The sequence below is a fragment of the Amycolatopsis sp. NBC_01286 genome (assembly GCF_035982555.1).
In the GTDB taxonomy this organism is placed as follows: Bacteria; Actinomycetota; Actinomycetes; order Mycobacteriales; family Pseudonocardiaceae; genus Amycolatopsis.
Window position 1 is genome coordinate 4,190,528 of record NZ_CP108428.1, and the last position, 20,779, is coordinate 4,211,306.

23 protein-coding genes are annotated in these 20,779 nt (G+C 70.9%); 11 read left to right on the plus strand and 12 right to left on the minus strand.

The window, feature by feature from the left end:
- Positions 1–3: 3 nt before the first annotated feature.
- A complete protein-coding gene (locus tag OG570_RS20325; RefSeq protein WP_326958383.1) occupies positions 4–981 on the minus strand; it encodes a helix-turn-helix domain-containing protein in 978 nt (325 codons plus the stop codon).
- 43 nt (positions 982–1,024) lie between these two features.
- On the opposite strand from OG570_RS20325, the gene OG570_RS20330 reads away from it, so the two are divergent.
- The 6 genes from OG570_RS20330 to OG570_RS20355 all read left to right on the plus strand — a co-directional run bounded on the left by OG570_RS20330 (position 1,025) and on the right by OG570_RS20355 (position 5,428).
- Positions 1,025–1,414, plus strand: coding sequence for a cupin domain-containing protein (locus tag OG570_RS20330; protein ID WP_326958385.1), 390 nt, complete (start codon positions 1,025–1,027; stop codon positions 1,412–1,414).
- A gap of 162 nt (positions 1,415–1,576) precedes the next feature.
- Positions 1,577–2,080, plus strand: a complete 504-nt coding sequence (locus tag OG570_RS20335) for a winged helix-turn-helix transcriptional regulator (RefSeq protein ID WP_326944020.1) — start codon at positions 1,577–1,579, stop codon at positions 2,078–2,080.
- 68 nt (positions 2,081–2,148) lie between these two features.
- Positions 2,149–2,646: an SRPBCC family protein gene (locus tag OG570_RS20340; RefSeq protein ID WP_326944019.1), complete on the plus strand. Its 498-nt coding sequence runs from the start codon at positions 2,149–2,151 to the stop codon at positions 2,644–2,646.
- Positions 2,643–3,695: an LLM class flavin-dependent oxidoreductase gene (locus OG570_RS20345; RefSeq protein ID WP_326958387.1), complete on the plus strand. Its 1,053-nt coding sequence runs from the start codon at positions 2,643–2,645 to the stop codon at positions 3,693–3,695. The genes OG570_RS20340 and OG570_RS20345 overlap by 4 nt, the downstream gene beginning before the upstream one ends.
- A gap of 66 nt (positions 3,696–3,761) precedes the next feature.
- A complete protein-coding gene (locus OG570_RS20350) occupies positions 3,762–4,307 on the plus strand; it encodes a dihydrofolate reductase family protein (RefSeq protein ID WP_247056852.1) in 546 nt (181 codons plus the stop codon).
- On the plus strand, positions 4,304–5,428 hold the full coding sequence (locus OG570_RS20355) for an epoxide hydrolase family protein (protein WP_326958391.1): 1,125 nt from the start codon (positions 4,304–4,306) through the stop codon (positions 5,426–5,428). Before OG570_RS20350 ends, OG570_RS20355 begins: the two co-directional genes overlap by 4 nt.
- Here the strand turns inward: OG570_RS20355 and OG570_RS20360 are convergent.
- Together OG570_RS20360 and OG570_RS20365 are read right to left on the minus strand one after the other, a co-directional pair.
- Entirely contained in the window at positions 5,425–5,754 is a 330-nt protein-coding gene (locus OG570_RS20360; RefSeq protein ID WP_326958393.1) for a hypothetical protein, read from the minus strand. The genes OG570_RS20355 and OG570_RS20360 overlap by 4 nt on opposite strands.
- A complete protein-coding gene (locus tag OG570_RS20365) occupies positions 5,751–7,274 on the minus strand; it encodes an AMP-binding protein (RefSeq protein WP_326958395.1) in 1,524 nt (507 codons plus the stop codon). The genes OG570_RS20360 and OG570_RS20365 overlap by 4 nt, the downstream gene beginning before the upstream one ends.
- An 81-nt stretch (positions 7,275–7,355) precedes the next feature.
- Between OG570_RS20365 and OG570_RS20370 the strand changes: the two genes are divergently transcribed.
- Together OG570_RS20370 and OG570_RS20375 are read left to right on the plus strand one after the other, a co-directional pair.
- Positions 7,356–8,219, plus strand: coding sequence for a hypothetical protein (locus tag OG570_RS20370; protein WP_326958397.1), 864 nt, complete (start codon positions 7,356–7,358; stop codon positions 8,217–8,219).
- Positions 8,220–8,396: 177 nt separating this feature from the next.
- Positions 8,397–9,125, plus strand: a complete 729-nt coding sequence (locus OG570_RS20375) for a nitroreductase/quinone reductase family protein (RefSeq protein ID WP_326958399.1) — start codon at positions 8,397–8,399, stop codon at positions 9,123–9,125.
- Here OG570_RS20375 and OG570_RS20380 read toward each other — a convergent pair whose 3' ends face one another.
- Genes OG570_RS20380 through OG570_RS20400 form a run of 5 tightly spaced genes read right to left on the minus strand, consistent with a single transcriptional unit; the run spans position 9,126 to position 13,798 of the window.
- Entirely contained in the window at positions 9,126–9,974 is an 849-nt protein-coding gene (locus tag OG570_RS20380; RefSeq protein WP_326958401.1) for an LLM class F420-dependent oxidoreductase, read from the minus strand.
- Positions 9,975–9,999: 25 nt separating this feature from the next.
- On the minus strand, positions 10,000–10,689 hold the full coding sequence (locus OG570_RS20385) for a TetR/AcrR family transcriptional regulator (RefSeq protein WP_247056836.1): 690 nt from the start codon (positions 10,687–10,689) through the stop codon (positions 10,000–10,002).
- Between the two features lie 28 nt (positions 10,690–10,717).
- Complete coding sequence (locus OG570_RS20390; protein ID WP_326958403.1) at positions 10,718–11,656, minus strand: phosphotransferase enzyme family protein; 939 nt, start codon at positions 11,654–11,656, stop codon at positions 10,718–10,720.
- Between the two features lie 11 nt (positions 11,657–11,667).
- Positions 11,668–12,846, minus strand: coding sequence for a pyridoxal phosphate-dependent aminotransferase (locus OG570_RS20395; protein WP_326958405.1), 1,179 nt, complete (start codon positions 12,844–12,846; stop codon positions 11,668–11,670).
- A 31-nt stretch (positions 12,847–12,877) separates the two neighbouring features.
- Positions 12,878–13,798 carry a hypothetical protein gene (locus OG570_RS20400; RefSeq protein WP_326958407.1) on the minus strand — a complete coding sequence of 307 codons (921 nt, stop codon included), beginning with the start codon at positions 13,796–13,798 and terminating at the stop codon, positions 12,878–12,880.
- Positions 13,799–14,000: 202 nt separating this feature from the next.
- Between OG570_RS20400 and OG570_RS20405 the strand changes: the two genes are divergently transcribed.
- Positions 14,001–14,300, plus strand: coding sequence for a YciI family protein (locus tag OG570_RS20405; RefSeq protein ID WP_247056828.1), 300 nt, complete (start codon positions 14,001–14,003; stop codon positions 14,298–14,300).
- Between the two features lie 1,185 nt (positions 14,301–15,485).
- On the opposite strand, the gene OG570_RS20410 is transcribed toward OG570_RS20405, so the two are convergent.
- The 4 genes from OG570_RS20410 to OG570_RS20425 form a co-directional block, all read right to left on the minus strand.
- Positions 15,486–15,881 carry an NUDIX hydrolase gene (locus OG570_RS20410; RefSeq protein ID WP_326958409.1) on the minus strand — a complete coding sequence of 132 codons (396 nt, stop codon included), beginning with the start codon at positions 15,879–15,881 and terminating at the stop codon, positions 15,486–15,488.
- A gap of 15 nt (positions 15,882–15,896) precedes the next feature.
- Positions 15,897–17,567: a hypothetical protein gene (locus OG570_RS20415; protein WP_326958411.1), complete on the minus strand. Its 1,671-nt coding sequence runs from the start codon at positions 17,565–17,567 to the stop codon at positions 15,897–15,899.
- Positions 17,568–17,648: 81 nt separating this feature from the next.
- A complete protein-coding gene (locus OG570_RS20420) occupies positions 17,649–18,011 on the minus strand; it encodes a VOC family protein (RefSeq protein WP_326958413.1) in 363 nt (120 codons plus the stop codon).
- Positions 18,012–18,041: 30 nt separating this feature from the next.
- Positions 18,042–18,365 carry a hypothetical protein gene (locus tag OG570_RS20425; protein ID WP_326958415.1) on the minus strand — a complete coding sequence of 108 codons (324 nt, stop codon included), beginning with the start codon at positions 18,363–18,365 and terminating at the stop codon, positions 18,042–18,044.
- 100 nt (positions 18,366–18,465) lie between these two features.
- Between OG570_RS20425 and OG570_RS20430 the strand changes: the two genes are divergently transcribed.
- Positions 18,466–19,614 (plus strand): serine hydrolase domain-containing protein, encoded by a 1,149-nt coding sequence (locus tag OG570_RS20430; RefSeq protein WP_326958417.1) that lies wholly within the window; start codon positions 18,466–18,468, stop codon positions 19,612–19,614.
- 958 nt (positions 19,615–20,572) lie between these two features.
- The gene (locus OG570_RS20435) at positions 20,573–20,761 is read left to right on the plus strand and encodes a hypothetical protein (protein ID WP_326944001.1); all 189 of its coding nucleotides are present in this window, start codon (positions 20,573–20,575) and stop codon (positions 20,759–20,761) included.
- Positions 20,762–20,779 lie beyond the last annotated feature (18 nt).

The window sequence follows — 20,779 nt, forward strand, 5'->3', positions numbered from 1 at the left end:
ACCCTAATTACCACTCACGAGGGCCGGGCCGAAGCGGCGGCGGTAGGCGCTCGGGCTGAGACCTGTGTGGCGTCTCAGTTGCAGCCGCAGGTTCGCCGCCGTGCCGAAGCCGCTTGCCTCGGCCACCCGGTCCAGCCGTAGCTCGCCGCGTTCGATCAGGCGGCAGGCCAGCGTCACCCGCTCGGTCGTCAGCCACGCCAGCGGCGTCGTTCCCAGCTCCGCGCGGAACCTCCGGTGCAGCGTCGCCGGGCTGGTCGCCGCTCGTGCGGCCAGGTCGGCCACCGTCAGCGGGGTGTCCAGCCGTTCGAGGGCCCAGGCCAGCAGCGGCGCCAGCGAGGTGTCCGGCACCGCCGGCACCGGCCGGGCGATGAACTGCCGCTGCCCGCCGTCGCGGTGGCCGGTGAACACCAGGCGGCGGCTGACCGCGTTGACGACCTCCGCGCCGTGGTCGCGGTGGATGAGGTGGAGGCCGAGGTCGAGCGACGCCGCGCTGCCCGCCGCCGTGAGGACGTCGCCCTCGTCGACGAACAGGACGTCCGGCTCCCAGCGCACCGCCGGGAAGCGCTCGGCGAACTCCGCGGCCCACCGCCAGTGCGTGGTCGCGCGCCGGCCGTCCAGCACGCCCGCCTCGGCGAGCGCGAACGCGCCGGTGCAGAAGCTGACCAGCCGGGCGCCCCGGTCCGCGGCCCGGCGGATCGCCGCGATGATCGCCGGGTCGGTCGGCACGCCGGTGTCCGGGCGGGCCGGCGCGATGAGCGTGTCGGCCGTGTCGGCGGCCTCGAGCCCGGCGACGCCGGAGAGCGTGAACATGCCCAGGTTCATCCGCACGTCCGGGGTCGCGGCGCAGAGCGCGAAGTCGTACCAGGGCCGGTTCAGCTCGGGCCGCCGCAGCCCGAACAGCTCGGTCGCGACGCCCATCTCGAACGGGTTCGACTCCGCCGTCACGATCGCGACGACCCGGTGAGAGAATTCTTGCGGCATGTGCGATTCCTAGCACTCGTGCCGCTCACCCGCCAGATCGACCATGGTGGGCATGAACCCGATCGACCTGACCGAAGTCCTGGCGAGCTTCGACGCCGCCTGGAGCCCGCGGATCGTCACCCGCGTCAACGACTACGACATCCGCCTCGCGCGGTTCGCCGGCGAGCACGTCTGGCACGTCCACGAGGACACCGACGAGTTCTTCCTGGTGCTGGACGGCGAGATCGAGATCGGCCTGCGCGACCCGTCGGAACGAGTCGTGACGCTCAAGAGCGGCCAGGTCTTCGTCGTGCCGAAGGGCACGTTCCACAAGCCGTCGTCGAAGGCGGGCGCGAGCGTGCTCCTGGTCGAGCCGGCGGGCACACTCTCGGTCGGCGACCAGCACGACGACGTCCCGGACCACGTCGACGTCACGACCGGCCACCTGGTCTAGCTTCGGGGCATGGCGCTGACCTTCGTGCCCGTGGACTGGGCGGACCTGCAGGCGATCTTCGGCGACCGCGGGGTTCACGGAGGTGAGCCGCCCGACCGTGCGGCGGGTGGTCATGCGGCTGACCTGCTGAGTCTCTCCGGAAAACGGCGTACCCTCGGCCGCATGAAACGGACCTCGTTCGCGCAGTGGCCGTGCTCGATCGCGCGCACCATGGATCTGCTGGGGGACTGGTGGACGCCGCTGGTGCTGCGTGACGCCTTCTACGGCGTCCGCCGCTTCGACGAGTTCCAGCAGGCCCTCGGCATCGCCCGCAACACCCTCGCCGACCGGCTCAAGCGGTTGGTCGACGAGGGGTTGCTGGAGAAGGTCGCCTACCAGACCGAGCCGGTGCGCTACGACTACGTGCTCACCGAGAAGGGCCGCGACTTCTACCCGGTGCTGCTCGCGATGACGCGCTGGGGCGACAAGTGGCTCGCCGGCGATGGCGGCCCGCCGATCACCGTGCACCACCTGGCCTGCGGGCACGACACGCACGCCGAGATCGTCTGCGCCGAGTGCGCCGCGCCGATGACGCCGGACGACACGCGGATGCGCCGCGGCCCCGGCTTCCCGGCCCGGCTGGCGCAGCGCGCGGACGTCGAGGAGCGCTTCGCCCGGCAGGAGTGAGATTGACAGCCGGGTCTACCTACGCAACTATCGTGGTCAGAAGCTCACCGAGAGGAGTGGCGACCACGATGGAGTGGACAGGCGCGCGGTACGCGGACAAGCCGACGGCCGAGGTCTCGACCTGGATCGACGCCGCCCCCGAGGCCGTCTGGCCGGTGGTCTCGGACATCGGGCTGATGCCCTCCCTGAGCTCGGAACTGCAGTCCGTCGAGTGGTGCGACGGCGAGACCCGCCGCAAGTTCGTCGGCCGGAGCAAGCACGACGCGTTCGGCGAGTGGGAGACGACGTCGTACGTCGTCGAGTGCGAAGCGCCGCGCGTGTTCGCCTGGGCCGTGCAGGATCCGGCCGAGCCGAGCTCGGTCTGGAAGTTCACCCTCGAACCCGACAACGGCGGCACCCGGCTCTCGCAGTGGATGCAGATGGGCCCGGGCCGGTCCGGGCTGTCGTTCGCGATCGACCGGATGCCCGAGAAGGAACAGAAGATCGTCTTCGTGCGGCTCCGCGAGTTCGAAACCGCGATGACCGGCAACCTCGCCGCGATCAAGGACCGGGTCGAAGGCTCGTGAAGACCGCGACGACGGTCGAGTTCTCCCGCGACACCCGCTCGACGCTGGACTTCGTGCTGGAGGCGGAAAAGCTCGGCCTCGACGTCTGCTGGGTCGCCGAGGCCTGGGGCTCGGACGCGCCGTCCGCGCTCGGCTACCTCGCCGCGCGCACCGACCGGATCCGGCTCGGCTCCGGCATCGTCCAGCTCGGCACGCGCACGCCGGTCGCGATCGCGCAGGCCGCGCTGACGCTCGCCGACCTGTCCGGCGGCCGGTTCGCGCTCGGCCTCGGCCCGTCCGGGCCGCAGGTGATCGAGGGCCTGCACGGCGTGTCGTTCGCCAAGCCGCTGACGCGGATGCGCGAAACCGTCGAAATCATCCGCCAGGCTTTCGCGGGGGAGAAGATCTCCTTCTCCGGCAAGGCTTTCGAGATCCCGCTGCCCGGCGAGACGCGCCCGATGCGGCTGTCGACCGAGCCGAACCCGGACATCCCGATCTACCTGGCCACGCTCTCGCCGAAGCTCCTCGAGCTGACCGGCGAGGTCGCCGACGGCTGGCTCGGCACCAGCTTCGTCCCCGAAGGCGCCGGCGCGTACTTCACCCACCTCGACGCCGGCCTCGCGAAGTCGGGCCGCACGCGTGCGGACATCGACGTCTGCCAGGGCGCCGAAGTCGCCTTCGCGGCGAACGAGGACGAACTGCGCACGATGGTCGGCGGGCGCAAGAAGGAACTCGCGTTCAGCCTCGGCGGGATGGGCTCGGCCACCACGAACTTCTACAACAACGCCTACAGCCGTCAGGGCTGGGCCGACGTCGCCGCCGAGGTCCGCGAGCGCTGGCAGGCCGGGGACCGGGACGGCGCCACCGCGCTCGTCACCGACGAGATGGTGCTCGGCACCACGCTGATCGGCACCGAAGAGATGGTCCGCGCACGCCTGCGCGTCTGGCGTGACACCGGCATCGACACGGTCCGGCTGTACCCGGCCGGCGAGACGCTCGAAGCGCGGCTGGACACCCTCGGCCGCGCGCTGGACCTGCTGAAGCCTGTCGCGAATGGACGGATCGGATAGTCCGGGCAAACCGCTGCGGGACGGCGGCCTTTCGGTCATAGTGAGAACTCGACCGAAGGGGTGGCCATGCGCAAGATCGTGTCGAACCTGTTCCTCTCGCTGGACGGTGTGGTCGAGGCACCCGACAAGTGGTCGCTGCGCTACTGGAACGACGAGATCGGCCGCGCCGTCGGCGGCGGGATGGCGGCGGCCGACGCGATGCTGCTCGGCCGCGTCACCTACGAGGGCTTCGCCGAGGCGTGGCCCGGGCGGACGGTCGAGGACGACGCGGGCGCCGAGTTCATGAACAGCGTCCGCAAGTACGTGCTGTCGTCGACGTTGTCCGAGGTCAGCTGGAACAACTCGACGCTGTTGACCGGGGATCCCGTCGAAGCCGTCCGGGCGTTGAAGGCCGGCGAGGGCGGCGACATCATGACCAGCGGCAGCACCACGGCCGTGCGCTGGCTGCTGGCCGAAGGCCTGGTCGACGAGCTGAACCTGCTGCTGTACCCGATCGTCGTGGGCCGTGGGAAGCGGCTGTTCCCCGAGGAGGGGCCGGGTTTCCCGCTGGTGCTGAAGAAGTCGGCCACCTTCGGCAACGGCGTCGTGCAGCTGACCTACGTCCCGGCGTGATCACGCCGTTCCGGATCGACGTCCCCGAAGCCGACCTCGACGACCTGCGCGCGCGCCTGCGCCGGACCCGCTGGCCCGAGCCGGAGCCGGTCGGCGACTGGAGCCAGGGCACGCCGCTGGCCGTGCTGCGGGAATTCTGCGAGTACTGGGCGGCCGGCTACGACTGGCGCCGCGCGGAGGCCCGGCTCAACGGATTTCCGCAGTACCGCACCGAAATCGACGGCCTGGGCCTGCACTTCCTGCACGTGCGTTCGCCGCACCCGGACGCGCTGCCGCTGGTGCTGACGCACGGCTGGCCCGGCTCGATCGTCGAGTTCACCAAGGTGATCGGCCCGCTGACCGACCCGCCGGACCCGGCGGACGCGTTCCACGTCGTCTGCCCGTCGCTGCCGGGTTACGGCTTCAGCGACAAGCCGTCGGTGCAGGGCTGGGGCATCGAGCGGATCGCGGCGGCGTGGGCGGAGCTGATGGCCCGCCTCGGCTACTCCCGCTACGGCGCCCAGGGCGGCGACTGGGGAACGTCGATCACGACGTCACTGGCCCAGCGGGACGCGGCCCACCTGGCGGGCATCCACCTGAACCCGCCGATCGCCGCCCCCGACCCGGCGACGTTCGACGACCTGACCGCGGCCGAGCGAGCCGCGCTGGCGGCGTTGGAGCACGCGCAGCGCTGGGAGGACGGCTACTCGGTCCAGCAGTCGACCCGCCCGCAGACGCTGGGCTACGGCCTGGCCGACTCCCCGGCCGGCCTGTGCGGCTGGCTGCTGGAGAAGTTCCACGCCTGGTCCGACGGCTTCCCCTTCACCCGCGACGAGCTGCTGGACACCATCACGCTGTACTGGCTGACGGGCACGGCGACGTCGTCGGCGCGGCTGTACTGGGAGAGCATCGCCAAGGTCCAGAAGTGGTTCAGCGAGGCCACGGACGACACGGTCGACGTCCCGACGGGCTGTTCGATCTTCCCCGCGGAGATGCCGCGCCCGTCGCGCCGGTGGGCGGCGCGGAGGTACACGGACATCCGGCACTGGAACGAGCTGGACCGTGGCGGGCACTTCGCGGCGTTCGAGCAGCCGGAGCTGTTCGTCAACGAGGTGCGGACCTTCTTCCGCCTGGTCCGCTAGCGCTTGAAGCCCTTCGGGTCGGCCAGGTAGCGGTCCAGGTCCGGATCCTCGTGCAGCTCGGTGAACCCGTCCTCGACGGCCTCCCCGAGTTCACGGCGCAGCCGGGCCAGCGCCGCCCGGACGTCGGCGTTGAAGCGCCGGCACCGCGCCTCCCGCCACGGGCCGGGATCCGGCGGGTAGTCCCAGTTCAGCGACTCGTCGTACTGCTCCACGAGGCTGTCCAGCTCCGCGCGCAACCCGGAGCTGATCGGCAGCCGGTCCACGTCCGCCGGGCCGACGCCGGCCCAGAGCACCGCGCCCGAGCCCGCGTCGAAGAAGAACCTCAATTCACCCCTCGGGCCTGGTCCTGCCAGAACGGCTCCCGCAGCTTGAACTTCTGGATCTTCCCGGTCGCCGTCCGCGGCAGCTCGTCCAGGAACTCCACCCGCTTCGGGCACTTGTACCCCGCCAGGTACTCGCGGCAGTGCTTGATCAGCTCCTCGGCGGACACGTCCGAACCCGTCACCACCAGCGCCGTCACCAGCTCGCCCCACTTCTCGTCCGGGATGCCGATCACCGCGGCCTCCCGCACGGCCGGGTGCGAGCTGAGCGCGTCCTCCACCTCGATCGACGACACGTTCTCGCCGCCCGAGATGATCACGTCCTTCTTGCGGTCCGCGATGGTGAGGTAGCCGTCCTCGAACGAACCGCCGTCACCGGTGTGGAACCAGTTGCCCTCCTGCACCCGCGCAGTCTCGTCGGGGTTCTCCCAGTAGCCGTCGAGGTTGTGGTTCGACTGCGCGAGCACCTCGCCGTCGGTGTCGACGGCGATCCGGACGCCCAGCGCGGGCGTGCCGGCGCGGCCCAGCAGCCGGGCCTGCTCGTGCGGGTCGAGGCCGGCCCACTCGCTGCGCATCCGGTTCACCGTGAGCAGCGGCGCCGTCTCGGTGAGACCGTAGATCTGGATGAACTCCCAGCCCAGCTCGGCCCGCACCCGCTCGATCGTCCGGGTCGGCGGCGGCGCGCCGGCCACGACGATCCGGACGCGGTCGCGGCCCGGGATCTGGCCGTCCCAGCTCGCGGCGCCGTCGAGCGCCGCGCTGACCACCGCGGGCGCGGCGCACAGGATCGTGACGCCGTGCTCCTCGACGCGCCGCAGGATCTCGGTGCCGTCGACCTTGCGCAGCACGATGTGCCGCCCGCCGAGCCCGGTCACCGCGTACGGCATGCCCCAGCCGTTGCAGTGGAACATCGGGAGGGTGTGCAGCAGGACGTCGTTGTCGTTCAACGTCGTGTGCAGCCCGAAGACGGCCGCGTTGAGCCAGATGTTGCGCTGGGTCAGCTGCACGCCCTTCGGCCGCGCCGTCGTGCCGGAGGTGTAGTTGATCGTCGCGGTGGCCGACTCGTCACCCGCCCACGGCCGCGGTTCGCCGTCGCCGCCCCAGATCGCGTCGTCGTCGCGGCCCAGCACGAAGACGTGCTTCGCGGTGACGGTGCCGAGCAGGTGTTCCAGCTCGGGGTCGACGATCAGCACCTCCGCGCCGGAGTGCTCCACGATGTACTTCACCTCGGCCGGCGCGAGCCGGAAGTTCACCGGCACCAGCACCCGGCCCCAGGCCGAGACGCCGAAGAACGACACGAGCAGACGGGCGGCGTTGTGCGACACCACCGCGACGCGCCCGCCGACCGGCACGCCCAGCGCGTCGAGGTGGGCGGCCTGCGCGCGGGCCCGCCGCGCGACCTCGCGGTAGGTGAGCGAACCCCAGCTCGGCGCGGGCTGGTCCGGCTCGTCGACCACCGCGACGCGGTCCGGGTACACCGCCTCCGCGCGGTCGAGGAAGTCCCGGACACCCAGATCGAAGAACACGCGCCTTCCCTTCGTCGCCCCTGACCCGATGATGACTGTTCGCGGGTGCTCGCACCAGTCCGATGTGGTTGGCTGGGTGGGATGGACCTGAAGACGGTGGCCGGCGAGCTCTACGGGGGTGACCTCGCGGAGTTCGTCAGCGCGCGCAACGCGGCGGCGAAGACGGCGAAGGCCGAGGGCGACACCGACCTGGCGGCGAAGATCAAGGAGCTGCGGAAGCCGACCACGGCCGCGGCGATCGTCAACCGGCTGGCCCGCGACGACCCGGACGAGCTGCGTGAGCTGGCCGAGCTCGGCGACGAGCTGCGGGACGCGCACACCCGCCTGGCCGGCGACGACCTGCGCGCGCTGGCCCGCCGCCGCGGCGAGCTGGTGCGGCGGATCCTGCACGGTCTGGCCAAGATGAGCGACACCGTGGCGCGGGAGGTCGAGGCGACGCTCGAAGCCGTCGCGGCCGACCCGGACACCGCCGCGCTCGCCCTGGCCGGGTGCCTGACGTCGGTGGCGCACCAGGACACCGACCAGTGGTTCACGCTCGCCGCGACCGCCCCGCCGTCGACCGGCAAGCGCCCGGCGAAGCTGGTGGAAAAGGCCGAACCCGCGAAGGCCAAGCGGACCGAAAAGGCCGAGCGAGCCGAAAAGGACGCCAAGCGCGAGGACGAGGAGCGGGCCGAGCGGGAGCGCGTCCGCGCCGAACGCGAGCGCCTGCGCAAGGAAGCCGCCGAGCTGGCGAAGGAACGCGCGGTGGCCGAGCGCGACCTCGTCCGCACCGAGCGGGCGGCCGAGCAGGCCACGGCCCGCGTCGAAGACCTGCGGGCCCGCCTGGCGGAAGCCGAGGAACGCGCCGAGCGTGCGACGGCCGAGTTCGAGACGGCCAAGGAAGCCTTCGACCAGGCCGACGAAGCTGCCATCGCGGCGAAGGAAGCCGCTGACGACGCGCGCTGATTCCGTGCTACCGTGGAAGTGCGCCCCGGATGGGCCTACGCACGGAGGTAGTGGCTACTCAGCCCCCTGAGATCGACACGTCGGTGTCTCTCGTCTTTTCCCTGCTGTGGGACAAGTGTGCCTCCGTCGTGCCCTCTCACGCCTCCGGTCACTCCACATCGGAAGGACCACGCGAGTTTGATCCAGCTCACCACGACCGGTGCCCGCACCGGCCGGAAACACCGCGTCACCTTGGGAGCCCTGCACATCGACGGCCGGTTGGTCGTCGTCGCTTCGGCGATGGGGTTGCCGAAACACCCCGCCTGGTACCACAACATCCGCAAGAACCCTTTGGTGACCGTGGAAACCGGCACCGAGACGTTCGAGGCGATGGCCGCCATCGCCCCCGATCGTGACGCCCTGTTCGCCAAGGTCGTCGAGCAGCAGCCGGGCTTCGGGGACTACCAGGCCCGCACCACCCGGGAGCTGCCGGTGCTCGTGCTGCACCGCCTCGACCGCGTCCGCCGCATGGGCGACTGGATCGTCGAGGTGCACGACTGGCTGCGCACCGAGCTGCGGGACCTGCGTGCCCAGCTGGATTCCGGCGAACCGCTGAGCTTCGGCAAGCGCTGTCTCGGTTTCTGCTCGGCCCTCACCCGCCACCACGCGGGTGAGGACACGGCGATCTTCCCGATGCTGGCCGCGCAGTTCCCCGCGCTCGCCCCCGCGTTGACGAAGCTCGGCGAGGAACACGTCGTCGTCGCGCAGCTGCAGGAACAGATCCAGCGGCTCGTCGACGAGGAGTCCGACCCGGCCCGGCTGCACGAGGAGTTCGACCGGCTGGCGTCCGCATTGGACACTCACTTCACCTACGAGGAAAGCGTGATCGTCACGGCGTTGAACGCGCTGGCCCCGGCGCCGGGCTGATCAGAGCAGTAGGCCGGCGAGGATCCGGTGGTGCTCGGCCTCCACGTCCGGCGTGGGGCCGAGCACCTGGACGGCCACGTGGTCGGCTCCGGCGTCCACATGGGACCGCAGGCGCTTCGCGATGCTCTCGGGCGTGCCGTGGAGCACGAGGTCGTCGATCAGGTGGTCACTGCCGCCATCGGCGACGTCCGCCTCGGTGTACCCGTGGCGCCGCAGGTTGTTCACGTAGTTGCGCAGCCCGAGGTACGGCTCGCGGACGAACGGCCGGCCGATCGCGCGCGCCGCCACCGGGTCCTCGTCGACGACCACCTTCTGTTCCGGCGTCAGGAGTTTGCCCGGGCCCAGCACCGATCGCGCGTGCCGCGTGTGCGCGACCGGCACGAGGTAGGGGACCGCGCCGGCGGTGCGCTCGGCTGCCAGCTTCAGCACGCGGTCGCCGAGCGCCGCCAGAATCCTGGCCTCGACGGGCACGCCGGCCGCGTCCAGCCGGTCGAGGTAGCCGACGATCTTGTCGTACGGGCTCTGGTAAGCGGCGATCGACTCGGGGTGGCCGACGCCGATGCCCAGGAGCAAGCGCTTTCCGTACCGGCCCGCCAGCCGGTGGTACGACTCGGCCAGGACCTCCGGCTCGTCGGCCCACATGTTCACGATCGCCGTCGCCACGGTGATCCGCTCGGTCGCGGCCAGGACGTCCTCGACGAACGCGAGGTCGCCGACCGACGCGCTGCCGGTGCCGAACCAGACCGTGCCGTAACCGAGCTTGTCGGCCGCGACGGCGTGCGCCTTGCGCGTCTCGTCGTCGCGGTGCGGGGCCAGGAATACACCGAACTCGTTCACTACATTCGCCATACGACTCAATGTAGCAAATGTAGCGTCAGCTCGCGAGGCGGTGCAGCCACTCCCGCAGCAGCTGCCGCTCGGTGGTCGTCAGCTCGTCGACGTCGTCCGCGAGCGCGGTCGACAAAGCGACTGCGAGCGCGCTCGTCGACGACCCCGCGGCCGGGCCGTCGGTCAGCAGCCCGGCCAGCACGGCGTCCCGGACCTGCGTGGACATCGCCAGGTCGCGGGCACCTTCGGGCTGGGCGATCAGGCTGAGCGTGACGCCGCTGTTCGCCGCCGCGAACTGCCGCGCGGCCTCGGTCGCCTCGACGCGCAGCCGCCCGGCGCGGGCGAGCGGGGTGAACAGCTCGAGTAGCATCGCCTCGGCGCTGCTGGTGAGGTTGCACGGCACGCCGGGCTCGATCTGGCCGTAGAGCAGCACGTAGAACGCGGGGTTCTCCAGGCCGTACGCGACGTGCCTGTCCCAGCCCTCGCGGATCCGCGCCACCGGGTCGCCGCCGGTTTCGGGCGCCTGGACGTACTGGGTGAAGCCGTAGTTCACGACGGCGTCGAGCAGGCCCTGCTTGCTGCCGAAGTGGTGGTACAACGTCGGGGCCTGGACGCCGGCGCGTTCGCAGATCGCGCGCGTCGACACCGCGCCGCCGTCCGCTTCGTGCAGGAGCTGCCCGGCGGCCAGCAGGAGGCGGTCGCGGGTACTGGTGGCGTTGCTCGATCGTCCGGCCATGTAGCAAGTGTAGCGGCGATCTGTAACGTCACGCCGTCCCGTCGAGCGCGCGCAGCCGCAGCTGGACCCGGCGCAGGCCGATGAACGCGTCGAGCACGGCCGGGTCGGTCGCGAACGTGGCCGGGCGCACCGACCGGTACCCGTCCAGCAGCGCCTCCCGCAGCTCCGCGCGGTGCGGCAGGTGCGCGAACGCCTCGACCGTCACGGCCAGGTCGTAGGCGTAGTGCCCGTACCCGCAGTCGTCGAAGCCGACCACCGCGACCCGGCCGCGGTGGACCAGGTAGTTCTCCTGGTGCAGGCCGCCGTGGACCAGGCCGAACACGTCGGCGCCGAACCCGAGCGCGGCCCGCACCGCCCGCACCCGCTCCAGCGCGGCGCGGACGTCCTCGCCGGCCAGCGCGACCGCCCGCGCGACGACGGTCGCCGAGAAGCCGTCCACCTGCGCCCGGCCGAACGCGCTGAGGTCGTCGACGCGGCCGCGGTCGAGGCCGTTCATCCGGGCGCCGTGGCGCTGCAGCCGCGCGGTGACCTCGCCCAGCCGGTACAGCTGCGACGCGTTGAGCCGCTCGTCGAGGAACCGGCCCTCGACCCAGTGGCGCAGCACGCAGGTGCGCGGCTCGGGCACGGCCGGGTCGGCGACGACGGTGGCCGGCTCCCGGTGCCGCGTCGGCACCGGCCGCGGCACCACCAGGTCCGTTTCCCGGCACAGCGCCGCGAGCCAGGCCACCTCGGCCCGCACCTGCGTGACGCTCGGGCCGTCCGGCCGCTCCACGCGCAGCACGTAGCGGCGGCCGTCCGCACCGTCGACCCGGAACGTCGTGTTGCGCCCGCGTGCCAACGGCGTCAGCCGCGCCACCGGGACGTCGTAGTCGGTCAACGCCGCTTCGGCGAGCCGGCGCAGCCTGCGCGTGCGGCCCGCGCGGTCGAGTTCGGCGAACGGCCGGAGGTTCGCTTGGAAGTCGGCCATCGACCACGTGGTCAGCTGATCGACCGTTCCGGCTCGCGGGAGTGCGAGACGAGCTCGATCGGCGGCGTGTGGCGGCCGCCGCCGAGCCGCTCGACCCCGCGCAGTCCCTCGACCAGCCGCTCGACCTCGGTGTCCGGCCGCACCCCGAAGCGCATGAACTGGCTGGTCATGCCGATCTTGTTGCCGCACTGGCGCACCAGCAGGTGGTGCTCGGTGAGCAGGTAGTCGCACAATTCGGCGCCGTCGACCGAGCCGGGCAGCTTGACGAGCAGGAAGTTCGCCTGCGACGGGTACACCGTCAGCTCCGGGAACTGGCTCAGCTGCGAGTTCATCATGAACCGGTCGAGCGCGAGCCGCTTGAGGCTGTCCTCGTACTCCGCGCGGTGCTCGGCGAGCATGAAGATGACGGTCTCGGCCAGCGAGTTCAGGTTCCACTTCGGCAGCGCGGCCGACAGCTTGCGCGTCAGCGCCGGGTTCGACACCTGGTAGCCGAAGCGGATCCCGTGCAGCCCGAAGTTCTTCCCGAGGCTCTTCAGCACGATGACGTTCGGCCGCACGACGGCCTCGGCGGCCACCGACGGGTTCATCTCGGCCTCGACGAAGTCGATGAACGACTCGTCGATCACCACGAGGTCGAGGTCTTCCAGGGCGTCCATGAACCGGATGACCTCACGGCGCGACAGGTAGCCGCCGTCGGGGTTGTTCGGGTTGCACAGCACCGCGACCCGCGAGCCGCGGCGCTTGATGAATTCGATGTACTCGTCGACGCGCAGCTCGAAGTTGTTCGCTTCCTTCAGCAGGAACATGTCGACGCGCTTGCCGGTTTCCAGCGGCTGGTCGGTCCAACGGCCGAACGTCGGGATCGGCACCGCGATGCTGGCGTCCACCAGCAGGTGGTCGATCCAGGTGATCAGCTCGGTCGAGCCGTTGGCCAGCGAGATCGTCGAGGGGTTGAGGCGGAGCACGTGCGCCAGCTGCGCGGTGATCGCACCCGCGTCGCTCGGGTAGAACTTGAGGATCGTGCGGAGGTTCCGTTCCAGCTCGCCGAACATCCCGTCGGTCGGGAAGTACGGGTTGCAGGGGATGCAGAAGTCCGCGAGGTCGTCGCCGTGCTGGCCCATCGCCCGCATGACGGAGAAGAACGACGGGCTGTGGGCCTGACTCTGCTGGAAAAGGCCGTTCGTGGTCATGCCGTGCCGCACGTGGTCTCCGTCCGCCGCTTTACCGGCCCCTTGCCTTCCCATCGGAGATACGTACGAATCGGATACCCGGTTCAACGCCGCTCAGCGCGTAAAGTCCGGTGCCGGCCAGCGCGGCCGCCGCCAGGACGGACAACGCGAGTACCGGCAGCGGCGCGGCGAACGGCGAGACGCCGGTGAAGGACTCGACCCCGATCACGGCGGTGAGCACGGCGTCGGCGACCACCGCGATCTTGACGACACGCAGCCGGTGCCCCTCGGGCCAGCGGGTGAAGGTGAGCAGCCAGGCCAGCCCGGGCAGCACGAGGATCGCGTGCATCGCGACCGCGTGCAGCGGCTTGAGCGAGCCCGCGGTGGTGTAGGCCAGTTGCGGATCGCCGCTACGGGCCTCCACGACGCCGCGCGCGATCATCACGGCCCCGGTGGCCAGCGCGACCACCAGCACGAGCAGCCCGGCCCGGACGGCGAGACGCAGGCTCGGCGCGTCCGGCCCGGGTTCCACGAGCGCGGCCGCGGTGAAGCCGATGACGGTCAGGATGAGCACCCCGCCACCCGCGGCGAGCGTCATCGACACGACATTGTCGAACGGCGTCTCGAAGTCGAAGTGCGACGGCACACCACGCCAGGACTGCATGCTGACCAGGGCGACCTCGACGATGCTGGCAACACTGAACGCGCCGAGCAGTATCGACCGCCACCGCGTCCGAACGGTGAGGAACGACGTCGCCCAAGCGACCGAGGCCAGCGTCAGGCCGAACGACAGCCCGAAGGTGACGGCCTTGCGCATCGACAGCGGCCCCAGCCACGAGCCGCCGGTGGCGAGGAGCACGATCGCGTGCACGAGGCCGCTCACGAAGAGGACCGCGCCGACGACGTAGGCGATCCGCTCGGCGCGCCGGCCGTGCCGCCAGACGTCGTGCCGGATCCGGGTCAGTGCGTTCATGCCCCCGAGTCTCGCGCGTCACGGGGGCGGCCCGCATCGGCCCGGCGTCGACTCCCTGTCGTACGCCGATCTACGTACGGTGGATTCAGAAAGCCGCCGTAAAGAATTACCGGAATTCTTGACCGGAATATTGCCGAATACGGTGTCCGGCGCCACTCGGCAGGCGGATGCGGGGTGGCCGGGGGAGTTCTACTCTTGAATCATGTACATCGCACTGCTGACCTACACAGCGCCCGAGACAGAAGTAGACTACGCGCTCCCGGACCATTCGGACTGGTTGCGCACCCAATTCACGAGAGGAATTTTCCTCGTTTCCGGAAAGGGAACCGGAGCGGCCGACCACGTGATCCTCACCCGCCCGGTACTACGCGGCAAACTCGACGCGGTCCTCGCCAGCGACCCGTTCGTGGTCCAGCGCCTCGCCCGCTACGACGTCATCGAGTTCACCGCCACCCGCACCGCACAGGAGTTGCTGGCAATCAACGAGGCCATCGCCTCCTGAGAAGCCACGCCGACGGCCAGGTGGCCCGCAACGACGCCCGCCACCTACCGGCAAACGCCGACGCTCGCTCGCGCGTTGCGTCTTCTCGCCCTGTCCCACTTGCCTCATCCGGCCCTGCTCGCCCGCTCGCCTCGCCCGGCCCTGCTCGCCCGGTCCCCTTGTCCGGCCCTGCTCGCGTGGCCCTAGTCGCTCGACCCCACTCGCCCAGCCTGGCTCGCGTGGCCCCACTCACTCGACTCCACTCGCCCGGCCTCGCCTGCCTCACCCTTCCAGCCTTGCTCGCCCGATTTCGCTGGTCCGGCCTCGCCCGCGTGGCTCGCGCCCGCGTGGCTTGCTTGCCCGGGCCCACTCGCTCGACCTCCGTCGCCCAGCCTGGTCCGGCCCCGCTTGCCCGGCCTTGCTCGCCCGGCATCGCTGGTCCGCCCTCGGTCGCGTGGCTTGCTTGCCTGGGCCCACTCGCTCGACCTCCGTAGCCCAGCCTTGCCCGGCCCCACTCGACCGGCTTCGCCGGTCCGGTCTCGGTCGCGTGGCTTGTTTGCCAGCCGCGCTCGCTCGGCCCCACTCGCTCGACCCCGCCCGCTCAGCCTTGCCCGCACCCGCTTGCCCGGCCCCACTCGACCGGCTTCGCCGGTCCGCCCTCGGTCGCGTGGCTTGCTTGCCTGGCCGCACTCGCTCGGCCCCACTCGCGTGGCTTGTTTGTCCGGCCTGCTTGCTTGACTCTGATCGCCCGGCCCCGTTCGCCCCGGCCCCACTCGTCCAGCCTGGGGCTCGCGTGGCCCCGCTGGCTCGGCCCTGCTTGCCCGGCTTCGCTGGTCCAGCCTCGGTCGCGTGGCTTGCGCCCGCGTAGCTTGCTTGCCTGGCCGCACTCGCTCGACCCCACTCGCGTGGCTTGCTTGCCTGGCGCCGCTTGCCTAAATTCTGATCGCCCGGCCTCTGCTCACCCCGGCCCCGCTCGCCCCGCTTTGCTCGCCCGCCCACTGCGCCGCAGTTTTGTCGGTCCCCTCGGGTAGCATGGAGACCGGGGGCAGCGCCCATCACCATCGCGCGATTTCCCTTGCACCACAACAAAATCTCACGCCGAACCTCGACGCCACACATCACCCGATTCAGCGATGATCTTCGCACGTGTGTTCGGGTAACGTCGATGGCGTGACCAGAACGATCCGCCCGCCCGGCCGGGGCCGGCTACGAAGACAGCAGCCGGCGAAAGTGCTCCGGCAGCTCCAAAGCGCGTGCCGCCGCCGGCGTAAGCCACGCGAAGTCGTCGTGTTCTCCCGGATTGAGCACCACTTCGCCTGCGCCCGTTTCCTCGGCCGTGTAGAAGATCGCGTGGATCTGCAGCGGCCGTCCCGTGATGTCCGGCCAGGAATCGCGGCCGCGTTCCCCGGTGATCCGCACCGTCAGCCCGGTTTCCTCCGCCGCTTCGCGCACCGCTGTGGTCTCGAAGGGTTCGCCCGGTTCGGCCGTCCCGCCCGGCAGCTCCCAGTGCCCGGTGAGGAAGACCCCGGGCGCGCGGCGGAGAAACAGCACCTCGTCACCGCGGGCGATCCAGCAGTACGCGAGGTGCTTGTGGTCCGTCATGCCCGCGATTCTCGCTCAGTTGGTCTTCGACGTCGGCAGGTGGGCGCCCAGGTACCCGACGTACACCGTGCCCGTGCGATCGGTGTCGTCGAGGAAGTGCAGCCGCGGCGCCGGCGACTTGAAGCGCTCCAACGCGATGTGGGCGCCGAAGTAGTCGCGCCCCGCCGGGTTCGTCCGCGGGTCGACGCGGAACGTCCGCGCCTGCCGGAGCCGTTCGTTCGTCGTCACGGTGTCCGACTCGGCCAGCGCGATGATGTTGGCGCTGATCAGCGAGCCCGGCTGGCCGGTGCGGGCGAACGCGAGCACGTCCGACAGCTCGGGTCCCGGGTCCTGGCCGGCGTCGAGCAGCGACCGGCGAGCCCGCGCGTACGCGTCGAGCGTGCGGAGCGCGTCCCACGCCTTCCGGCGCCAGGCAGCGGCTTTCGGGTGGTGGTCGAGGATCGCCGTCGGCGCGGCTTCGGCCGTGATCTCCAGGTGCTTGAGCGTCGCCGCGGCCGCGCCGATGAGGTCGGCGAAGCTCGGGAAGTCGTCCGGCGGAAGCTCGGCGTCGGCCACCTCGGTGCCCGCGTCGTGGTAGCGGGTCAGCGTGCCGGCCAGCAACCCGTTGGCCCGTCTGAGCTCGTCGCGTTCGGCCTCCACCTCGTCGAAGGCGCGCGTGTAGTCGTCCAGCGCCTCCTGCAGCTGCGCGAGCTGCTCCTGCAGACAGGCGATGTCGGTCGCCGACAGCTCCTCGATGCGAGCGCGGAGCGCCTTCACCTCACGGGCCGCGCGATCTCGTTCTTCCGCGCCGGTCTTGGCCTTCTTGCGCAAGATGGTGATCACGCCGCGCGCCTCCGCCAGCTCGCGCTCGACGCGGTCCAGCTTCTCGGTCATCCCGGTGTCGGGTTCCCGCTCCGGCGCCGCGAACGGGTCCGCCGCGTACCAGGCCCGCACACTCGGCACGTCCGCCCACTCCTCGGGCAGCGGCGTCCGGCCCCGCGTCTGGATGAACCGCGTCATGGCGTCCTCGAGCGCCTGGTCCGCCATCGGGAGGGTCGCTTCCACGAAGTCCGGCAGCTCGTCGCACGGCGGGACGAACAGTCGCGCGCCCAGCGGCACCGCGCAGCCGAGTGGGAGGTGGCTGTTGAGGGTGCGGCGAAAGCGGTCGTCGACGTCGAACACGTTCACCAGGCCCGGCCAGCCCTCGACCGGCGCCGTCGGCGGTTCGGTGAGCACCAGCACCGCCGACGTTCGCCACGGCGCCACCAGCGCCTCGGCGAGCAGATCCGCGACGCGGTCGCACTCCTCGCGGGACCAACCGTGCATCGAGAGCACCGGCCCGTCGATCGGGATCTCGTCGCTGCCGCTGGCGCCCAGCTCTTCCAGTCCGATCCGCTGCGCCGGCGCTTCGTGGCAACTGCGCCACGGCCGCGTGCACGCCGCCGCCAGCAACCACGCCACGCGGTCCTCGCCGGCGCGGTAGCAGAGCGAAAGCAATACCTGAACGGAGTAGCGGCCTTCGTGGCCGAGCCACGCGAACTTCAAGTCGCACCGGCGCGACCCGCCGTCGTCGGACGAGCCGAGATCGGTGACGGTGTAGTCGTCGTGCTGCCGTTGTCGGCTGATGAGCCTGCTGCGCAACGCGTCCAGGGGGCGTTTCCCCTCGACGGGGACCAGTCCGTGGTGCCAGATCCGGTGCACCCCCACTGGACTCACTCCGTTCGCCGGGAACCGGTACCTCCAGCGAACATAGCGGATCCTGTGACCGTTCGAACGCAGGGTGTCACCTCATTCACGCGTCCAGAGGCAGAACGGATGCCCGGCCGGATCGAAGTAGACGCGGACCTTCTCCTGCGGCTGGAACGCCGAGAGCCCGGCGCCCGCGGCGATGACGACCGCGCCCGCCGCGTCGAGGTCGTCGACCTCGATGTCGAGGTGCAGCTGCATCTGCTGGGCGCCTTTCGCCTGCGGCCATACCGGCGGCACGTGGTCGGGTTCCAGCTGGAACGACAGGCCGGGCCCGTCGTCGGCGGGGCGGAGCGTCACCCACTCCGGCTCGTCGGTCTTGATCGACCAGCCGAGCAGGGTCGCGTAGAAATCGGCCAGCGCGCGTGGATCCCGAGCGCCGAGCACGGTCGAAGTCAGCTTCATGCCCGGTGTCTACCCGCCGGGGCGGCCGATCTACCTTCGGCGTCCCGACGTTGCGTCACGATGATGTCGCGAACACGCGGCGCCGGAAAACGCGAGCGCGCGCCGGCGCACCTGCCGAAGACCAGTGCCGGCACGTTGATCGGCAGCAACGCGAACCACAGCGAGCACCAGCACGAACGCCTGCGCGACCCAGGAGTACGTCCACGCGGCCATGGCTGGCGCCCGGACGATCACCCAGGCCGCCCAGGTCGCCACTGCCGGCGTCGGGCCGGCCGCGCCGATCGCGACGGCCGTGATCGCGAGGCCGCGTGACTTGGTTTCCGTGGGCTCGGTCTCGTCGTGAGGTTCCCGCATGGCGGGACTAGCACCTCCGCGCGTCGTGTTGCCCGGAATACCCCGGCGAGGCCCCGCCTTGCACCCTGGCGCAGGCGTAGTGATCACTGAGGGAGCCGCCATGTCGTCCGAGCACATCCAGGGAACCGTCGCCGACGGCTACGAGTCCGTTCGCGAGGAATTCGCCGCCGTCGCGACCGAGGAAGGCGGCGACTACGCTGCCCAGTTCGTCGCGCACGTCGCCGGCGAACGCGTCGTCGACCTTTGGACCGGCCCGGAGATCACGGCCGACTCGCTGACCGGCGTGTTCTCCTCCACCAAGGGCGCCGCACACCTGGTGGTCGCGCTGCTGGTGCAGGACGGCGTGCTGGACCTCGACGAGCGCGTCAGCCACTACTGGCCGGAGTTCGGCGCCGCGGGCAAGGCCGCGATCACGCTGCGGGACCTCCTGGCGCACCGCGCCGGCGTCGTCGGCGCGGACCACGGGTTCACCGTCGAGGAGATCGCCGACGACCGGATCATCGCCGAGCGTCTCGCGCCGCAGAAGCCGTACTGGCGCCCGGGGACGGCGTTCGGCTACCACGCACTGGTGATCGGCGCCCTGACCGGCGAAGTCGTCCGGCGGGTGACCGGCCGCAGCATCCAGGAGCACTACGAAGAGCGCGTGCGCAAGCCGTACGACCTGGACTTCTACCTGGGCCTGCCCGAGGACCTGGAGCCGCGTTTCCTGACCACGCAGCCGATGCTGCCGACCCCGGAGCAGCTGGCCGCGCTCGAGGCGAACGCGACGGGACCGGACAGCCTCACGGCGATCGCGTTCAACCGCAACCACCCGGAGGCCCCCGAACTGTGGGACCTCCCGAACCTCAAGCAGGTCCGCCAGCTGAGCCCGGCCTCGGTAGGCGGCGTGGCATCGGCACGAGGCCTGGCGGGGATGTACGCGGCGGCAATCAGCGGCCCCGAACCCCTCCTGACCCCGGAAACGGCAGCGGACGTAGCCCAGATCCACTCGATCGGCGACGACCTGTCGACACGAGGCCCCAACGCTTTCGGCTTGGGCTTCTCGGTCGTCTCGTACGACTACCCGGTCCTGGGCCAGGGAGCATTCGGCCACAGCGGAGCGGCGGGCTCCCAAGCATTCGCAGACCCCCGAACAGGCTTGGCGTACGGCTACAACCGCCGCAGGTTCGCCTTCCCGGGCGGCGCGGCCCCGGAGAACACCCGCCTGATCCAAACGATCCACACGGCGGTGACAGCAAAGCGCGCCTGACCCACAGACGCCCCCGACGCTCCCGGCCGCCAGGTCCGGACCACGAAGGCCCAGACTCCGAAGCACGGCCGGGAGCACCGGATCGCCTAGCAACAAAAGAAGTCCCCGCTACGCCCACCGACGCCTGCGGGGTATGCCAATCGATCCCCGCAGGAGTCCGCAGCCAGCCGTCCCGTGGTCCCGCGATCGGCAAGGATCCCCCAGGCATGGCAGCCGACGGCCTGCGCGTTGAGGCCGAACGTCAGCGGCTGAGCAGGTTCGCTCGGGTACGGCGCCACCAGTAGCGGTGTCCTGCCCGCATGACTCGCGACCTGGCCCGGCCCGCGCGACATCGCGCGGGTAGCGGACGCCGCCGTCGGCCCAGACGCGCTTTCCCAGCTCGCGCGCGGTGGCCGCGCACTCTGCCACGCGCCGAGCAGGTCACCGCGGCCGCCGCAGAGATCCACAAGTATCGCGCCCGAGCCGCAGCCCGTGGCTCGCCGCGCGCGCCCACCCACCCACCCACCCTTCTCTCGCCGCCGTCATCCGCCAGCATCGCCCGCCTGCGCCTGCGCCTGCGCCTGCGCCTGCGTCCGCCGCGCCCGCAGCCGGCGCGCACCGAGGCGGCGACCGAGCGCCGCCAACCAACCGCCGCACTAGACCACCTGAGCGCACGCTCAGTCGCACTCCGTGACCGGCGGTGTGCGTCGATCCGCATGGCCCCGACCGCCCTAGTCCAGCCAGTGGTGATGCACGCCCTGGTCAAAGCCGTTACAGGGTTCACTCGTTAGGACGGTTTGGCGAGCGCGTCTGCCCAGTTCACGCCGATCGGACTGACTTTCCGTAGTGAAAGGCCTCCCGATCACTGCTCCGTTGTGCAACTATTGGTCCGTTCGCGGGGAAGAGGGCCCCGCGGCGAGGGACTCACCGTCACCGGTCAGCGTCCCTATGAAGATCCCCAGGGGAGAGGAGATCGACCATGTCGACGCCCACGGACACCAAGCCCGAAGAAACCCCGGAGCCGGTCGAAAAGGCCGGACCGGTGGTCCCGCACCCGGAGGCCGACGAGCACGGCTGGGTGCACATCGGCCATGACCACCCGAAGAGTGACGGACCGGTCATGACCCCGAACTGCGGGAACCCGTGCTATCAGGTCATCAAGTCCTGAACTTCATCAATTCGTGAT

Coding starts and splice junctions, on each gene's coding strand:
- OG570_RS20340 (WP_326944019.1), top strand. CDS start 2,149: ATGGAGTGGACAGGCGCGCGGTACGCGGACAAGCCGACGGCCGAGGTC.
- OG570_RS20390 (WP_326958403.1), bottom strand. CDS start 11,656: ATGGCCGACTTCCAAGCGAACCTCCGGCCGTTCGCCGAACTCGACCGC.
- OG570_RS20405 (WP_247056828.1), top strand. CDS start 14,001: ATGTACATCGCACTGCTGACCTACACAGCGCCCGAGACAGAAGTAGAC.
- OG570_RS20370 (WP_326958397.1), top strand. CDS start 7,356: ATGGACCTGAAGACGGTGGCCGGCGAGCTCTACGGGGGTGACCTCGCG.
- OG570_RS20335 (WP_326944020.1), top strand. CDS start 1,577: ATGAAACGGACCTCGTTCGCGCAGTGGCCGTGCTCGATCGCGCGCACC.
- OG570_RS20330 (WP_326958385.1), top strand. CDS start 1,025: ATGGTGGGCATGAACCCGATCGACCTGACCGAAGTCCTGGCGAGCTTC.
- OG570_RS20430 (WP_326958417.1), top strand. CDS start 18,466: ATGTCGTCCGAGCACATCCAGGGAACCGTCGCCGACGGCTACGAGTCC.
- OG570_RS20395 (WP_326958405.1), bottom strand. CDS start 12,846: ATGACCACGAACGGCCTTTTCCAGCAGAGTCAGGCCCACAGCCCGTCG.
- OG570_RS20420 (WP_326958413.1), bottom strand. CDS start 18,011: ATGAAGCTGACTTCGACCGTGCTCGGCGCTCGGGATCCACGCGCGCTG.
- OG570_RS20380 (WP_326958401.1), bottom strand. CDS start 9,974: ATGGCGAATGTAGTGAACGAGTTCGGTGTATTCCTGGCCCCGCACCGC.
- OG570_RS20435 (WP_326944001.1), top strand. CDS start 20,573: ATGTCGACGCCCACGGACACCAAGCCCGAAGAAACCCCGGAGCCGGTC.
- OG570_RS20400 (WP_326958407.1), bottom strand. CDS start 13,798: ATGAACGCACTGACCCGGATCCGGCACGACGTCTGGCGGCACGGCCGG.
- OG570_RS20350 (WP_247056852.1), top strand. CDS start 3,762: ATGCGCAAGATCGTGTCGAACCTGTTCCTCTCGCTGGACGGTGTGGTC.
- OG570_RS20325 (WP_326958383.1), bottom strand. CDS start 981: ATGCCGCAAGAATTCTCTCACCGGGTCGTCGCGATCGTGACGGCGGAG.
- OG570_RS20410 (WP_326958409.1), bottom strand. CDS start 15,881: ATGACGGACCACAAGCACCTCGCGTACTGCTGGATCGCCCGCGGTGAC.
- OG570_RS20425 (WP_326958415.1), bottom strand. CDS start 18,365: ATGCGGGAACCTCACGACGAGACCGAGCCCACGGAAACCAAGTCACGC.
- OG570_RS20385 (WP_247056836.1), bottom strand. CDS start 10,689: ATGGCCGGACGATCGAGCAACGCCACCAGTACCCGCGACCGCCTCCTG.